Genomic DNA, 14,422 nt, shown 5'->3' on the forward strand with positions numbered 1-14,422 from the left:
GACGGCGTAACGCCGGAGCATACCCCATGATTAGTTTATTACGCATCCGCCAGCTCTATCGCTCTTTGTCGCGCAATGATCAAAAACTGGCGGATTTTTTACTGCATCATACCGAAGAAGCGCGCCATCTCAGTTCCCAGCGCGTGGCGCAGATGACCGGCGTCAGCCAGTCAAGCCCCAGAAGCTCGGCTACAAAGGATTTACCGCGCTGAAGCTGGCATTGAGCGAAGCGCTGGTCAACCGTCAGGAGCCCCCGTCAATACCGGTGCATAACCAAATCCTCAGCGACGATCCTATCAAAACCTTCGGGGAAAAACTGCTGGCGGAAAAAGTGGCCGCTCCGCGCGGCACGCTGGATATCAACAGCGAAGACAAACTGCGCCAGGGGGTGGAAATGCTGCAACGGTCAAAGCGAGTGATTATCGTCGGTATCGGCGCGTCGGGACTGGTGGCGCGGGATTTCTCCTACAAACTGATGAAAATCGGCATGGCGGCGGTGGCGGAAAACGATATGCACGTATTGCTGGCCACGGTGCAAGCACTCGGACCGGACGATCTGTTATTCGCCATTTCATTTAGCGGCACGCGGCGGGAAATCAACCTGGCGGCGCAGGAGGCGTTGCGGGTGGGCGCTCGGGTCATGGCGGTCACCAATTTCGCCCCCAACGAACTGCAACAGTATGCCGATTTGACGCTTTACACCGTCTCAGAGCAGCAGGCCCAGCGCAGCGGGGCCATTTCCTCGAATATTGCGCAACAGGCGTTAACCGACCTGCTGTTTATGGGGCTGGTACAACAGGATCTGGCACAAGCCCCGGATCGCATCCGTCACAGTAAAGAGCTGGTCAAAAAACTGGCCTGAGAACGTATCAACCCGCGCGGGCGCGTAGTACGGCCTCATGCAGATTCAGCCGCTGCCAGAAATTTTACTCCCCCTGACCGCCTGAGAGCGGATAACCGTTGGCAATCATGGTGCGCACCATGAGCGCACGGCGCTGGCTGGCGCTGAGGTTGGGCAACGGGAATGCCAGCAGCACCTCTGCCCCGTCGGGCACGGTCACCGCCTGCATGGTGGTCACCTCGGCGCGCGGTAGGCGATAGGTCATGGTGTAGCGGTGTAAAATGCCGTCATGCCGCTCTGGGTATACGGATCGTCTCCCTGAGCGCTCTTCGCGCATTGAGCGATGGTGGTGCCGCACTCTTTCTCCAGCGCGCTGCGCAATTGTTGTCTGGCCTGGTCAAATAATGCCCGATAAGCCGGATCGTTGAGATAATGCGCCACATTGCGCTCCGCCACCATCCGCGAGCCTATTACGTCCAGCGGATAATGCACACCCAACACCAGTCGGGAGTAGCCATACTTCACGCCGCGATCGACCAACGTGACGAAGCGTTCCGGGATCATTTCCGCCATCAATAACGCATCGGTGTAACCAGTGTTGGTATGGCCGCTGGGAAATGCGCCGCCGTCGGCGGTGTAGGGATAGTTGTCGCGCACCACGATGTCATCCGGTACCGGCAAGATGTGGTTGCCCGGGCGAAGAAACGGCCGCGGATAATTGAAATGTTTCTTCGCCGCCGAGGTACTGACTTCGCTGGCTTTGATTAAGGCGGCCGCCTTACTGAGCTCCCCTTTATCATAGGCGTTGATGAAAGCCTCCCCCAGACGTGGTCCGAGCGCATCCGACAGAAAATAGAGATAGGGAATACCCTCGGCATCGAGCAAGGCCTGCTGGCGCACGCCGTGGGTGGCGTTTTGATTGATTTGCGTCACGGTAGCCAGACTTTGCTGCTGGACGGCCGGTGAGAGGGCGTTGAAACTTTCCAGCAGCGCAATACCCGCTTGCTGATTGGCGGGGTAGGCAAAATCATAGCCGCTTTGCCGCAGCCAGGCGCTGTCGGCCTGTTGCGGCGTTTGTTCGGCGTCATCCAGATGGGCGCGGACCAATTTGCCGCCATTGCCCGCGAGCGCACGACGCAGATGGTCTGCCACATTCGACGCAAGCGTCGCAAATCCAGGCTGGCTATTGGCAAGGGTCGTCGCCTCCAGGGTTTGCGGCAGGGTGGCCTCTGAGATAGGCTGCGCCAGTACGCCATAAGGGAGAAACAGAACACACAGTAGCGCGGGAAAGCGTAATGAAAACATGGGGAATTCCTTCTCAGCAAAGGGGGAATAGACAGCTTTTGGTCATGTTATGCCCGTAATATGACGGTTTTATGTCAGCCCGATCCCCGCGTGCGGGGCAAAAGCCGTTGCGGTTGTTGTTGCGCCACAGCCCGCCGGACAAGGCTTAACCGGATTTTCGGCCCCCTCAGTGTTACCCTCTGAAGTAAGGTGACAGTACTCTTTATCCGCCTTAGCATTTATGTAATTGTTACTCTTGTAAATAGTTTGGCATTTCCGCACCAGGATAACGATTGCCAAGGAGGCAACCTCATGGAGCAACACGACAAAGGATTGTCCGCCGCGCTTACCCGGGAAACGCTCAATCAGCTACCGCTGTTAACGTTGATGGAAAACGCCCACCTGCCGTGGGCATTGAAAAGTTACGATTCACGTTATGTCTATATCAACCAGGCGGCGCAGGATTTTGCCAATATCCCCGTCGGCTTTGATTTCGAGGGCCGTCTGGACGGTGAGTTTCCTACTCCTTGGGCGGAATTCGCCGCCGACTATCAGGCGCACGACAGAAAAGCGCAAGCCAGCCCCGAAGGCGCGGAGATCATTACCACCTCCTATTTCACCCGCAACGCGGTGCTCGAGCCGTGGTACTGCGCCAAATTTCCCATCTATGATCGCCAGGGAGAGGTGTTGGGCACCTTTTGTTACGCCAAAAGATTCACTTTTCTCTCGCTGTGGGATTTCTGCGAACAGCTCAAGCCGTCGGTTATCAGCCTCACGCCGCCCGACGGTACCTTTAACGAGAAAGAGCTGGATATCATTTTTTCGCCATCCAGAAATTCAGTGCCAAAGAGATTGCCGCAGCACTGGGGTTGTCGCATCGGACGGTGGAAAACCGTTTATGCATGATTTATAGCAAGGCTGGCATTAATTCCCTCAGTGCCCTGATTGATTATTGCCAGGCAACGGGTCTGAATCACTATATACCCCGAAAACGCCTGCGCGGGGGGGGGTGAATTTCTTCTGGTAACGCCTGGCCGCGCGACAATGTCATGCGCGCGCGAGGCCAGCGCCGGAGCGTCGCGGGAGGTGTCTTTTCCACCGTGAAGACGAAAGACCAATGCTACCGGGAAGGAGCCAAACGGCAACCCCAACGTCTTATCATTATGAATGAAAACACCGGTGAACACGCGAGGATTGACATAACCGTGAGATTGCCAAACGGCTTACCTCTGCCCTCAATAATTGCCGGTATTTTCCAAAGCCAACGTTTATGCCCAGGCGCTGGCGGCAAAAAGCGCGGGACTCTCGCTTAGCACCGCGTTGCTATTGTCGTCAACTTTTACTACTTAAAGATATTCTCGGAGGTCACAACCATTATCGCACTTTAAACATGCTTTACATACTTTATATGCTCTATGGTAGCTATCTTATTAGCGGGCGTCCCCACTATTACAGTTAGTTTAGGGTACACCCGCAGGCTTAGCGCTACCTCATCATCATGCCATTAATTTAGTGCATTAGTACTAATGGAACCATATTCATACCAGTTCCCGCCATTATAAATGATTCCCTCCGCACTTCCTGGTGTAGCTAAGAGATAAGGAATTCTTAGTCCTCTTTGCGGGATAAAATTTGTTGACATATTTGCGACGCGATTAACTTCTGTTGAGGGCATTGTTATATTCCAGTTGTTCACGCCAATGTGTAATGGAGCACCGACATCGTAAAACCGCAACATGGTTGTGTTTCCATCTGTGCGATTGCCTTCAATTGTGCAACATTCAGACCTCAATGTCACAAGAGACCATCCATATTGTTGATTATTGTTAAGACAACTATTTGATCTTGCCCCGACATCTCCGGACAGCTTTTGTATCTTAAGTTAACGAAGCCCGCTACCGCCGGTATTCTCTCGGAGAGTGATATCCCAGCGCGCTGTGCGGATGGTTTTCATTGTAATGCGTGAACGCTGCTAGTGGGGTTCGGCCATCTCCCTTGCCGCCACGCTGCATCTGACCAGCGCCATCCCGCTGGCGGTACCGGCCATGGCAAAACCGCGCCCTGTGCTGGAGCTGGATCGTGCGCCGAATATCTTCCGCGAGCAGCTCTCTGATTTGGCTATCGGACCCTTGATGCAGGTGCCGCAGCGTCCCGGGCTCGGCATTGAGATTGACTTCGATATGATAAAGCATTATTCGACTTGATCCTGAAAGGACGAGTTTACTCATAAATCATACCTTGATGTGGGAATGACTATGTTTACCTCTAAATGGTTTCGCATTGGCGTAACGCTAATGGTCGGGATTTTTGTCGCCTATCTGGATAGATCCAATCTTTCTATTGCCTTGCCCGGCATCGAGAAAGATCTGGATATAAACGGTTCCGCGGTAAAAAGTCTGGCGCTCACGGGTTTTTTAATTGGCTATGCGTTTGCCAATTTCTTCGGCGGTATTTTGACAACCAAGTTGAATCCTAAAATCACCATCGTCAGTATGGTATTTTTATGGTCAGTGGTGCAAATCATGACGGCGTGGGTAACGTCGCCTACGGTGCTGATTATTTATCGTATTATTCTTGGCGTGGCTGAAGGGATCTACTGGCCGCAGCAATTCAGATTTGCCCGGGCATGGTTCACCAAAGATGAAATTACCCGTGGAACCAATTTGATACAATTTTACGGTCAGTTTCTGGCACTGTCGTTAGGCTTTCTGATTCTGACGCCAATATTTACCTATTTAAGCTGGCAGTGTGTTTTTTATATCACCGGCGGGCTTGGCGTACTGATTGTTGTCCCCATGTTCCTTATATTTCTCAAAAATGCTCCGGATACGCCGCTGGAAAATAACGTCGAGACCAGCACCGTTGACGCGCCGGTCAAAGGGATGGTGTCCTTTCGCGATTTAGGCGGCGCGCCATTTCTGTTGCTGATTTTCAGTTATTTCGCCAACGGTATGTTGTTTTGGGGCGTGACACTGTTTATTCCGATGGTGGTAAGCGCGTTCGGATTCAGCGGTTTGTGGCAGGGGTTGGCCAGTTCATTGCCTTATTTCCTGGCGATTCTATTCGCTATTCCCATGTCCTATATCAGCGACAGAACCCAACGGCGCGGGTTAATCGCCGCCGCCGGTCTGTCGGTAGCGGGGATCTTGTTGATGACGCTTCCCCTGATTGCCAGTCCGGTGATGAAAATGGCTGTTATCACGCTGTCCATCGCCTGGTTCACCAGCTGTTTTACCACCAATATCTGGTCCATTATCACCTCCAGCGTCAAAAAAGAGGCGGTCGGGGCGGCATCCGGGGTTATCAACGGTATCGGCGCGGGTGTCGGGGGCACCACGGCGGGTTTTGTGGTCGAGTTTCTTCACGGTAGCACGGACTCCTACCTGCCGGGCTTCGTGGTCATCGGCGCTGTCGCTATTGCTGGCGGGCTTAGCGTGTATACCTATTGCCGTATTAAAGGCACGGGTTGAGACTGCCGGGCAAGCCGCAGATCACAGACCGCGAGCCACCGGCCACGTAGACGCGCGGCAGGGGCGGCCCGGCCCTCTTGTCACGAGCGGGATAGCGGTGCGGGGGAGGTTTTCGCCTGCAACCGTTCGGATACCCCGGCGCCACATTGCGCCGGGGTACTGTTTTCCGCCGCGCTGGGCGCTGCTGACAAAGTCTAGACAATACCATTGCGCCGGTGACGGCAACGATCATCGGCAGCAGGAAGTCCAGCGTCAGGCCGGTGAACTCGAATATCAAGACGACCGCCGTCAGCGGCATATTCATCGACGCTGCCAGGAATGCCCCGGCGCCAATGACGGCGAACGCCCCCGGCGCGGTACCGGGCCACAACCCGTTCCAGGCGCCGCCCAGCAGGCAGGCCAGCAGCGCGCCGCAGGTCAATCCCGGCGTTAGCAGGCCACCCTGGGCCCCGGCGCGAAGACTGCCCCAAATCGCCGCGACCTTCAATAATAACAACGTTGCCGCCGCCGTTATCAGCAGGTGATTACTAAAGCTTAACTGCGCGGGGCCTTTGCCGTTGCCCAACAAGGCCGGAAAATACGCCGCCAGCAGACCGATCAAAGTAAAATTCAGCAGACACAGCAGGGGCAGCAGAGCGTTGCGCGGTGCTTTCTCCCTGGCACTGCGCGTGAGGCGGCCAAAGCCATAGGCGGCCAGTCCGAACAGCGGACCGGCCAGCAGTGACCACACCAAAAGCGAAGGCGTCACCGCCAGCCCGGACAGGTGATATTGCGTTTCATTGCCAAGCCCCGCCCACGCCACCACCGTCGCAATAGCGCAACAGGCCAGCGCCGGGATCATCACCGAGAAGTTGAACGTTCCCATTATCACTTCCAATACAAATAGCGCACCGGCCAGCGGTACGTTATACACCGCCGCCAGCCCGGCACCGGCGCCGCAGGCCATCATGACACGGGTGTCGGCGTCGCCAAGACTGAAGGCGCGCGCCAGACGGCCGGCGCTCATGGCGCCCACTTCGCGGGGCGCGACCTCGCGGCCCAGCGGCGATCCCAGCGCCACGGTAATAATTTGCAACAGCGCGTGGATAAGCGTTGCCACCACCGGCATGGCCGGTTTAGCGGCTGCTAATGCCAGGGCAATACTGACCCGCGGGCGGCCATAGCGATAAAGCAGCCACCAGCACGCCCGCCCGTCGTGCGGGGGCGGCGGCGCCCTGCAAAAAACTTTCCTGACTGATGATGTGCGGCACGCTATAGCCGAAAAAGAGATGCTGTATGGCATGAAGCAGCATTGCCAGCAGCATACCCGCTCATGCCGGCGACGATGCCGGTGAGGATGACGATCAGAGCCAGAACGAAATGCGAGCGTGATGTAGGATTTGTCATAATGCGATTTAAACGGTTGCACAGTGCGATGTCGGCGCTCGCAGGACGGCGTCGCCCTGTAGAGCTGAATCGTTAAACCTAAATTATCACGAAACGCTTGCCGCCACCCGCGATAAACGGCTGCCAAGGATCGTTGACGGCGGTTTTCCGCTCTTTATTTAGGGATTGTTTAATCTTCGGCTGTAATCGCGCCGGGCGCCCGCGTAGCGCGGCAAAGAGGTAGGGGGATTTTGGTTTTCGGCCCAGCGCGAGCGGCCGTCGGCTGGCGCTGAAGGGGTTGGCTAATAAATCTCTATATGATAATAATTATCAATTAAAATTATTCATACAGGTATGCATGTGTTGAAAATCAAGATGATAATCACGGTAGGCGCGCTGTGCGCCGCGGCCAATTGCCTGGCGAGCACCTATCCACTTACCCTCACCGATATGGACGGCCAAACGCTCACCCTGACGAAAGAGCCCGCCCATGTCATATTGCAAGACGGTCGTGATATCCTTTCCCTGGCGCTGCTGGATCGGGAAAACCCCTTTCGCCGCGTGGTAGCCTGGAATAATTTACCCAAAAAGCAGGATGTTGAAACTTGGCAATCGCTGAAAAAAACCTGGCCGGCCGCCGGCGACATTATCGACATGGGATTTAATGATCAGGGGCAGGTGAATCTGGAGAGTGTTATCGCCCAGAAACCGGACCTGATGATAGCCCAGCTACGGGCGAAACCGGCCTTGGAGCAAACCGGCGTTATCAGCAATCTGCAACAGTTGGGTATTCCGGTGCTGTTTATCGATTATGAACTGCATCCGGCGCAAAATACCGCCGCCAGTATCACATTGTTGGGCAAGGCGTTGAATCAGGAAGCGCGCGCCGCAGAATATACCGCGTTTTATCAGCAACGTTTCGCCCACATCCAGCAAACCATTAATAATATTGAAATTAAACCTACGGTATTTATCGAACCTATCGCCGGCAATAGCGATAATTGCTGCTTTACCCATGGCCATAATGGCTGGGGTGGACTGGTGGAATCGGTCGGCGCTCACAATATTGGTTCAGACCTATTACCGGGGGCATCAGGGTTTGTTTCGTTAGAGAAAATCATCGCCATGAAGCCGGATGCCTATATTATGACAGGCTCCAAACGATCGAATAATAATATATTGCCCTTCGGTTATGGTGTTAGCCACGAGCAGGTTGGCGCGGTGTTTAATAGGCTTATTCACCGTACCGGTTTGGATGCTATCGCACCGGTGAAGGCGGGGGCGGTCTTTGGGGTATATCATCACTTTTATAACCATCCATATAATATTATTGGTATGGAAATTCTGGCCAAAGACCTCTATCCACAAGCGTTACCCAGCCTGGATCCCTTGGCGTATTATCACCACATTATTACCACCTTCACCCACATCCCGGACGCGCCGATTACGCTGAGCTATCAGCCGTAGCCTTATGGTGTGACCGCTGTCAGCCGACAGCCGGGTGAGAAGGCAGCGCGGCGCGTTTGAGCGCCGCCGGATGATTTATGGTCAGAGGGTACGTTGACGACGTACCCCTTTAGCAGCAGAGAAGGGCACAGATACGGGGCGAATGTGGCCAGGTCGGCATGCCACCGCCACCGCTTTCGGCGGTGGAAAATGACAGCGTTGCAGGGCGTCGACGCATAAGCGTGACGACGGCGACCTACCGCGCCCGGCAATCAGAATGGCGCCAACGCAGGACAGCCGGCGGCGAAAACACCGTCAGGGGGTCGCACCTCAGTCCGTGGCCGTCATGCCTTTGTAGGATGTCCATCGCACCTTCTTACTCAGCCAGCGCCGGCTTTGGCACTGTTGGCCGCGTCGCATTTCATCACGCCTGCCCACCGCGATATCTCAACGACGATATCCGCGAGTGCGCACCTGCATCTTAATCATCGCCTACCTGCTTCTTACTCATAATACTCATAAGGAATACGCAAGTTAGCTGAGCGCAGAAAAAGGAACCTTTGTCAGCCTTTTCGCCGATGTTGCGGCCGCCGGAAAAGGGGGCTTATGGCAATTATCAGGTCAAGCTTATTGATTTCAGTAGGATGCGCTTTAATTATTTGCCTGAATAAAGTGAAAAGAAGGAGACGTCAGGCGAAAGCAAACGATTTCATTTTTTGCGCTGATTTACCTATCGTGGCCGAGACTAATAGAAGTCGATACAGCAATGAGAAAAATGTTACATAGCATGATGAAAGAATACCCGCGTATGAGTGGGTAAACATAACTTAAACGAACATTTAAAAATAGCCCTATTCATTGCCGCTCCTAATTTTCATTTAAGGAAATTCAGTTAAGATCCCTCCGGTTTGTAGCGCGGTCATTCATTACAGAACTTTACCGTTCAGCGGAAATACAGTTCACGCCAATTATGTCGCTTGCTGCCGCTCAATCTTGACTCGCCATTTTTAAGGGAAACCTAATAATGTCTGAATTTTTGCCGTTCTCCCGTCCGGCGCTGGGCGATGCCGAGCTTGCCGCCGTCGGTGACGTGCTCCGGTCCGGCTGGATTACTACCGGGCCGAAATGCGCACAGCTGGAGCAGGCGTTTTGTCAATTGACCGGCAATCGACATGCCATCGCCGTGAGTTCGGCGACCGGCGGTATGCACGTGACGATCATGGCCTTGGGGCTAGGGCCGGGCGACGAAGTAATTACGCCTTCGCTAACCTGGGTTTCCACCCTGAACATGATCTGCCTGCTGGGCGCCGAACCGGTCATGATTGATGTCGACCGCGATACGCTGATGGTGACGCCGGCGCTGATTGAAGCGGCGATCACCCCGCGAACCCGCGCGATTGTGCCGGTACATTACGCCGGCGCGCCGGCGGATATCGATGCCATTCGCGCGCTGGGCGAACGCTACGGCATTCCGGTGATTGAGGATGCGGCACATGCAGCGGGAACCGCTTACAAAGGGCGTCACGTGGGCGCCGCCGGTACCGCCATTTTTTCCTTTCACGCCATCAAGAATATGACCTGCGCCGAAGGGGGGATGGTGGTGACGGATGACGATGCGCTGGCGCAGCGCATCCGCAGCCTGAAGTTCCACGGCCTGGCGGTGGATGCGTTCGATCGCACCATGCAGGGCAGGGCCCCGCAGGCAGAGGTGATCGCGCCGGGCTACAAATACAATCTGGCCGATATAAATGCCGCCATCGCGCTGGTGCAGCTTGATAAGCTGACGCAGCACAACGCGCGCCGGGCGCTATTGGCCCAGCGCTATTTGCACGGACTGGCCGACACGGCGTTTTTGCCGCTGGTGCCGCCCGCTTGGGAACACCACCACGCCTGGCACCTGTTTATTATCCGCGTCGACGAGCGGCGGTGCGGCATCGATCGCGACGGCCTGATGCAGGCGCTGAAAGAACGCGGTATCGGCACCGGACTGCATTTTCGCGCCGCCCATACACAGCGTTATTACCGTGAGCGTTTTCCCGATCTGGTCTTACTGGCCACCGAGTGGAACTCCGCGCGTATGTGTTCACTGCCGCTTTTCCCCTCCATGAACGATGACGATGTCGAGCGCGTGATTACCGCGCTGCGCGCCATTGTCAAGGTTTGATATGACGACACCCATGAAAATTGACAAAGTTTCGATCGTAATTCCGGTCTATAACGAGCAAGAAAGCCTGCCAGAACTGATGCGACGCACGGTGGCGGCCTGTGAACAGCTCGACGCCGCCTATGAAATCTTGCTGGTGGATGATGGCAGCAACGACGATTCCGCCGCCGTGCTTACCGCCGCGGCGGAAGCGCCGCGCAGCCATATTGTCGCGGTATTGCTCAACCGCAATTATGGTCAGCACTCCGCCATCATGGCGGGGTTCAGCCATGTTACTGGCGACCTGGTGGTGACGCTCGACGCGGATTTGCAGAATCCGCCGGAAGAAATCCCGCGGCTGGTCGAGGTGGCGGCGCAGGGTTATGACGTGGTGGGCACCGTGCGCCAGAATCGGCAGGACAGCTGGTTCCGCAAGCGGGCTTCACGCATGATTAACGCTCTGATCCAGCGTACGACCGGCAAAGCGATGGGCGATTACGGCTGCATGTTGCGCGCCTACCGCCGCCACATTATTGACGCCATGCTGCACTGCCACGAGCGCAGCACGTTCATACCGATTCTGGCCAATACCTTTGCCCGCAAAACCATCGAAATACCGGTAATGCATTCGGAAAGGGAGTTTGGCGATTCCAAATACAGTCTGATGAAGCTCGTCAATCTGATGTACGACCTCGTCACCTGTCTGACGACCACGCCGCTGCGCATGCTGAGCGTTATCGGCAGCATGATTGCCCTGCTGGGGTTCGCCTTTTCCCTGCTGCTTATCACGTTGCGCCTGTTTCTCGGCTCCCATTGGGCGGCGGAAGGCGTGTTTATGCTGTTTGCGGTGCTGTTTATTTTTATCGGCGCGCAATTCATCGGCATGGGGCTATTGGGAGAATATATCGGCCGTATCTATAACGATGTGCGCGCCCGTCCCCGTTATTTTGTCCAGCGTGTGGTCAGTCAAAATCCACTCTCGTCTCAACAGGAAACACGATGAAAGCTGTCATTTTTGCTTATCATGATATGGGCTGCGTGGGCGTCACCGCCCTAATCAACGCAGGCTATACTATCGAGGCCATCATTACCCATCCTGATGCGTCGTCAGAGAAAACGTTTTTTGGTTCAGTGGCACGCATCGCAGCGGAACATAATATCCCGGTATTCGCGCCGGAGGACGTTAACCACCCGCTATGGATAGCGCGCATCAAAGCGCTGGCGCCGGACGTTATTTTCTCGTTCTACTATCGCCAGCTGCTTTGCCAGGAGATCCTGAGCCTGCCGACGGTCGGCGCGTTTAACCTGCACGGTTCGCTGTTGCCGCGCTACCGCGGCCGCTCGCCGCTGAATTGGGTGTTGGTCAACGGCGAACAGGAAACCGGTGTCACCCTGCATCGTATGACGGCGCGCGCCGATGCGGGCGCCATACTGGCGCAGCGCAGCGTGGCGATTACGCCGCAGGATGACGCGCTGACGCTGCACCGCAAGCTGTGCGAAGCGGCGGCCGGGGTGCTGGAGAAGGTATTGCCGGCGATTCGCGAGCAGCGCTTCACTGAAACGCCGCAGGACGAGAGCGCCGCCAGCTATGTAGGCCGCCGCACGCCGGAAGATGGCCGCATTGACTGGAATCAGCCGGCCGCGACCCTGACCAATCTGGTGCGCGCCGTGACCGATCCCTGGCCGGGCGCCTTCAGCCATGCCGGCGGCGAGAGATTTATCATTTGGAAGGCGCAGGTGCGGCCGAATAGCGCCGACGCGCAGCCCGGTACGGTGCTGTCCATCGATCCGCTGGTTATTGCCTGCGGCAGCGATGCGCTGGAAGTGCAGACCGGCCAGAGTCAGCAGGGCGTGTATATGCAGGGCGGCCAGCTGGCGCAAGCGCTGGGACTGGTGAAGGGAGCCTTGCTGAATCCACCTCCTTTGGTCAGCCATAAGCGTCGCACCCGCGTACTTATACTGGGCGTAAACGGCTTTATCGGCAACCATTTGACCGAACGCCTGTTGCGCGACGGCAATTACGAGATTTACGGTTTGGATATCGGTACCGATGCGATAAGCCGTTTTATGGTGAACCCGCTATTCCATTTCGTCGAGGGCGATATCAGCATCCATTCGGAGTGGATCGAATATCACATCAAGAAATGCGATATTGTTCTGCCGCTGGTGGCGATTGCCACGCCCATTGAATACACGCGTAATCCGCTGCGGGTGTTTGAACTCGATTTTGAAGAGAACCTGAAGATTATCCGTCACTGCGTTAAATACCAAAAACGCATTATTTTCCCGTCGACGTCGGAAGTCTATGGGATGTGTACCGACCCGGTATTCGACGAAGACGATTCCAGCTTGATAGTGGGACCCATCAATAAGCAGCGCTGGATTTACTCGGTGTCGAAACAGCTCCTGGACCGCGTCTTGTGGGCCTATGGCGAAAAAGAAGGGCTGCGCTTCACGCTATTCCGTCCCTTTAACTGGATGGGGCCGCGGCTGGATAACCTGAACGCGGCGCGTATCGGCAGCTCGCGTGCCATTACGCAGCTGATTTTGAATCTGGTGGAGGGTTCGCCCATCAAACTGGTGGACGGCGGTGCGCAGAAACGGTGTTTTACCGATATCAGCGACGGCATTGAGGCACTGTTCCGCATCATTGAGAACAAGGACAACAATTGCGACGGTCAGATAATCAATATCGGTAACCCGGACAATGAAGCCAGCATACGGCAGTTGGCGGAATTGCTGCTGGCAAGCTTTGAGCGTCATCCGTTTCGTCAGCACTTCCCGCCGTTTGCCGGCTTCCGGGATGTGGAGAGCAGCAGTTACTACGGTAAAGGCTATCAGGATGTGGAGCACCGTAAGCCGAGCATCCGTAACGCCAAACGCCTGCTGGACTGGACTCCTTCGGTGCCCATGGCGCAGACCATTGACGAAACGCTGGACTTTTTCCTGCAAACCGTCGATATGCCGGACGCGGCGCAATGAAAAATGTCGGCCTGCGTATTGATGTCGATACCTGGCGCGGTACCCGCGACGGCGTGCCGCGCCTGCTGGAATTACTGGCGGCGAAGCGAATCCAGGCGACGTTCTTTTTCAGCGTCGGGCCGGATAATATGGGGCGCCATCTTTGGCGCCTGGCAAAACCGCAATTTCTGCTGAAGATGTTGCGCTCCCGCGCCGCTTCGCTCTACGGCTGGGATATCTTGTTGGCCGGCACCGCCTGGCCGGGCAGAAAAATCGGCCAGGGACTGGCGGCGCAGATCCGCGCCGCCGCGGCCGATCATGAAGTCGGGCTGCACGCCTGGGATCATTTTGCCTGGCAGACCTGGGCCGGTGTATGGAATGAACGGCAACTGACCGAACAAACTCGACTGGCGCGGGACGCGCTGACCGCCATTATCGAGCGGCCGGTGACCTGTTCAGCGGTCGCAGGTTGGCGTGCGGACGATCGCGTGGTGCAAGCCAAGCAGCCTTTTGACTTTCACTACAACAGCGACTGTCGCGGTACGGCGCCGTTCCGGCCTCTGCTGGCCAACGGCGCGTTTGGCGCGGTGCAGATCCCGGTGACACAGCCGACGTTTGATGAGGCCATCGGTCAGACCACGACCCGTGCCGGCTACAACCGTTTCATTCTCGACAGCATCAAGGCCGACAGCGGGACGCCGGTTTACACCATTCACGCCGAGGCGGAAGGGATTGCGCTAAGCGGAATGTTTCAAGAACTGCTGTCGATGACGGCGGCGGAAGGCATCCGCTTTTGTCCGTTGCGAGGGCTTCTCCCGCAGGATACCGCTGCGCTTCCTGTCGGTCAGGTGGTGCGTGGCGAGATTCCGGGACGAGAAGGGTGGGTGGGATGTCAGCGCTTGTTAAAGTGAG

General features: G+C 56.0%; 10 protein-coding genes and 3 pseudogenes. 9 read left to right on the plus strand and 4 right to left on the minus strand.

Annotated features, from left to right (window positions below; all coding sequences use genetic code 11):
• Window positions 1-26: 26 nt before the first annotated feature.
• Window positions 27-862, plus strand: a pseudogene (locus tag JZM24_RS06600) (MurR/RpiR family transcriptional regulator).
• A 64-nt stretch (window positions 863-926) separates the two neighbouring features.
• Here JZM24_RS06600 and JZM24_RS06605 read toward each other — a convergent pair.
• Window positions 927-2,146 (minus strand): annotated as a pseudogene (locus JZM24_RS06605) (acid phosphatase).
• A 291-nt stretch (window positions 2,147-2,437) separates the two neighbouring features.
• Here JZM24_RS06605 and JZM24_RS06610 point away from each other — a divergent pair.
• On the plus strand, window positions 2,438-3,031 hold the full coding sequence (locus JZM24_RS06610) for a PAS domain-containing protein (protein WP_312884935.1): 594 nt from the start codon (window positions 2,438-2,440) through the stop codon (window positions 3,029-3,031).
• On the plus strand, window positions 3,010-3,138 hold the full coding sequence (locus JZM24_RS19380) for a hypothetical protein (RefSeq protein ID WP_312884936.1): 129 nt from the start codon (window positions 3,010-3,012) through the stop codon (window positions 3,136-3,138). The genes JZM24_RS06610 and JZM24_RS19380 overlap by 22 nt, the downstream gene beginning before the upstream one ends.
• A gap of 882 nt (window positions 3,139-4,020) precedes the next feature.
• Here JZM24_RS19380 and JZM24_RS20035 read toward each other — a convergent pair.
• Window positions 4,021-4,122, minus strand: a pseudogene (locus tag JZM24_RS20035) (integrase core domain-containing protein); the annotation flags it as partial.
• Window positions 4,123-4,380: 258 nt separating this feature from the next.
• Between JZM24_RS20035 and JZM24_RS06620 the strand changes: the two are divergent.
• The gene (locus JZM24_RS06620; protein WP_215669100.1) at window positions 4,381-5,595 is read left to right on the plus strand and encodes an MFS transporter; all 1,215 of its coding nucleotides are present in this window, start codon (window positions 4,381-4,383) and stop codon (window positions 5,593-5,595) included.
• Here JZM24_RS06620 and JZM24_RS06625 read toward each other — a convergent pair.
• Together JZM24_RS06625 and JZM24_RS19385 are read right to left on the minus strand one after the other, a co-directional pair.
• Window positions 5,579-6,769: a chloride channel protein gene (locus JZM24_RS06625; RefSeq protein WP_312884999.1), complete on the minus strand. Its 1,191-nt coding sequence runs from the start codon at window positions 6,767-6,769 to the stop codon at window positions 5,579-5,581. The two genes, JZM24_RS06620 and JZM24_RS06625, sit on opposite strands and share 17 nt — an antisense overlap.
• Window positions 6,711-6,899 (minus strand): hypothetical protein, encoded by a 189-nt coding sequence (locus JZM24_RS19385; RefSeq protein ID WP_312885010.1) that lies wholly within the window; start codon window positions 6,897-6,899, stop codon window positions 6,711-6,713. Before JZM24_RS19385 ends, JZM24_RS06625 begins: the two co-directional genes overlap by 59 nt.
• A gap of 424 nt (window positions 6,900-7,323) precedes the next feature.
• Here JZM24_RS19385 and JZM24_RS06630 point away from each other — a divergent pair, with 424 nt between their 5' ends.
• The 5 genes from JZM24_RS06630 (at window position 7,324) to arnD (ending at window position 14,421) form a co-directional block, all read left to right on the plus strand.
• Window positions 7,324-8,427 carry an ABC transporter substrate-binding protein gene (locus tag JZM24_RS06630; RefSeq protein WP_376775541.1) on the plus strand — a complete coding sequence of 368 codons (1,104 nt, stop codon included), beginning with the start codon at window positions 7,324-7,326 and terminating at the stop codon, window positions 8,425-8,427.
• Window positions 8,428-9,430: 1,003 nt separating this feature from the next.
• Entirely contained in the window at window positions 9,431-10,570 is a 1,140-nt protein-coding gene (gene arnB / locus JZM24_RS06635; RefSeq protein ID WP_215669102.1) for a UDP-4-amino-4-deoxy-L-arabinose aminotransferase, read from the plus strand.
• A 1-nt stretch (window position 10,571) separates the two neighbouring features.
• Window positions 10,572-11,552: an undecaprenyl-phosphate 4-deoxy-4-formamido-L-arabinose transferase gene (gene arnC / locus JZM24_RS06640; RefSeq protein WP_215669103.1), complete on the plus strand. Its 981-nt coding sequence runs from the start codon at window positions 10,572-10,574 to the stop codon at window positions 11,550-11,552.
• Window positions 11,549-13,531, plus strand: a complete 1,983-nt coding sequence (gene arnA, locus JZM24_RS06645; protein ID WP_215669104.1) for a bifunctional UDP-4-amino-4-deoxy-L-arabinose formyltransferase/UDP-glucuronic acid oxidase ArnA — start codon at window positions 11,549-11,551, stop codon at window positions 13,529-13,531. The genes arnC and arnA overlap by 4 nt, the downstream gene beginning before the upstream one ends.
• Window positions 13,528-14,421, plus strand: a complete 894-nt coding sequence (gene arnD, locus JZM24_RS06650) for a 4-deoxy-4-formamido-L-arabinose-phosphoundecaprenol deformylase (protein ID WP_215669105.1) — start codon at window positions 13,528-13,530, stop codon at window positions 14,419-14,421. The genes arnA and arnD overlap by 4 nt, the downstream gene beginning before the upstream one ends.
• The last annotated feature ends 1 nt before the right edge of the window (window position 14,422 follow it).

The organism is Candidatus Sodalis endolongispinus (genome assembly GCF_018777395.1).
Classification (GTDB): domain Bacteria; phylum Pseudomonadota; class Gammaproteobacteria; order Enterobacterales; family Enterobacteriaceae; genus Sodalis_B; species Sodalis_B endolongispinus.

Excerpts from the sequence above, each read along its gene's own strand:
- JZM24_RS06610 (WP_312884935.1), top strand. The coding sequence starts at position 2,438 with ATGGAGCAACACGACAAAGGATTGTCCGCCGCGCTTACCCGGGAAACG.
- JZM24_RS06620 (WP_215669100.1), top strand. The coding sequence starts at position 4,381 with ATGTTTACCTCTAAATGGTTTCGCATTGGCGTAACGCTAATGGTCGGG.
- JZM24_RS19385 (WP_312885010.1), bottom strand. The coding sequence starts at position 6,899 with ATGCTGCTGGCAATGCTGCTTCATGCCATACAGCATCTCTTTTTCGGC.
- arnB (WP_215669102.1), top strand. The coding sequence starts at position 9,431 with ATGTCTGAATTTTTGCCGTTCTCCCGTCCGGCGCTGGGCGATGCCGAG.
- arnC (WP_215669103.1), top strand. The coding sequence starts at position 10,572 with ATGACGACACCCATGAAAATTGACAAAGTTTCGATCGTAATTCCGGTC.
- arnA (WP_215669104.1), top strand. The coding sequence starts at position 11,549 with ATGAAAGCTGTCATTTTTGCTTATCATGATATGGGCTGCGTGGGCGTC.
- arnD (WP_215669105.1), top strand. The coding sequence starts at position 13,528 with ATGAAAAATGTCGGCCTGCGTATTGATGTCGATACCTGGCGCGGTACC.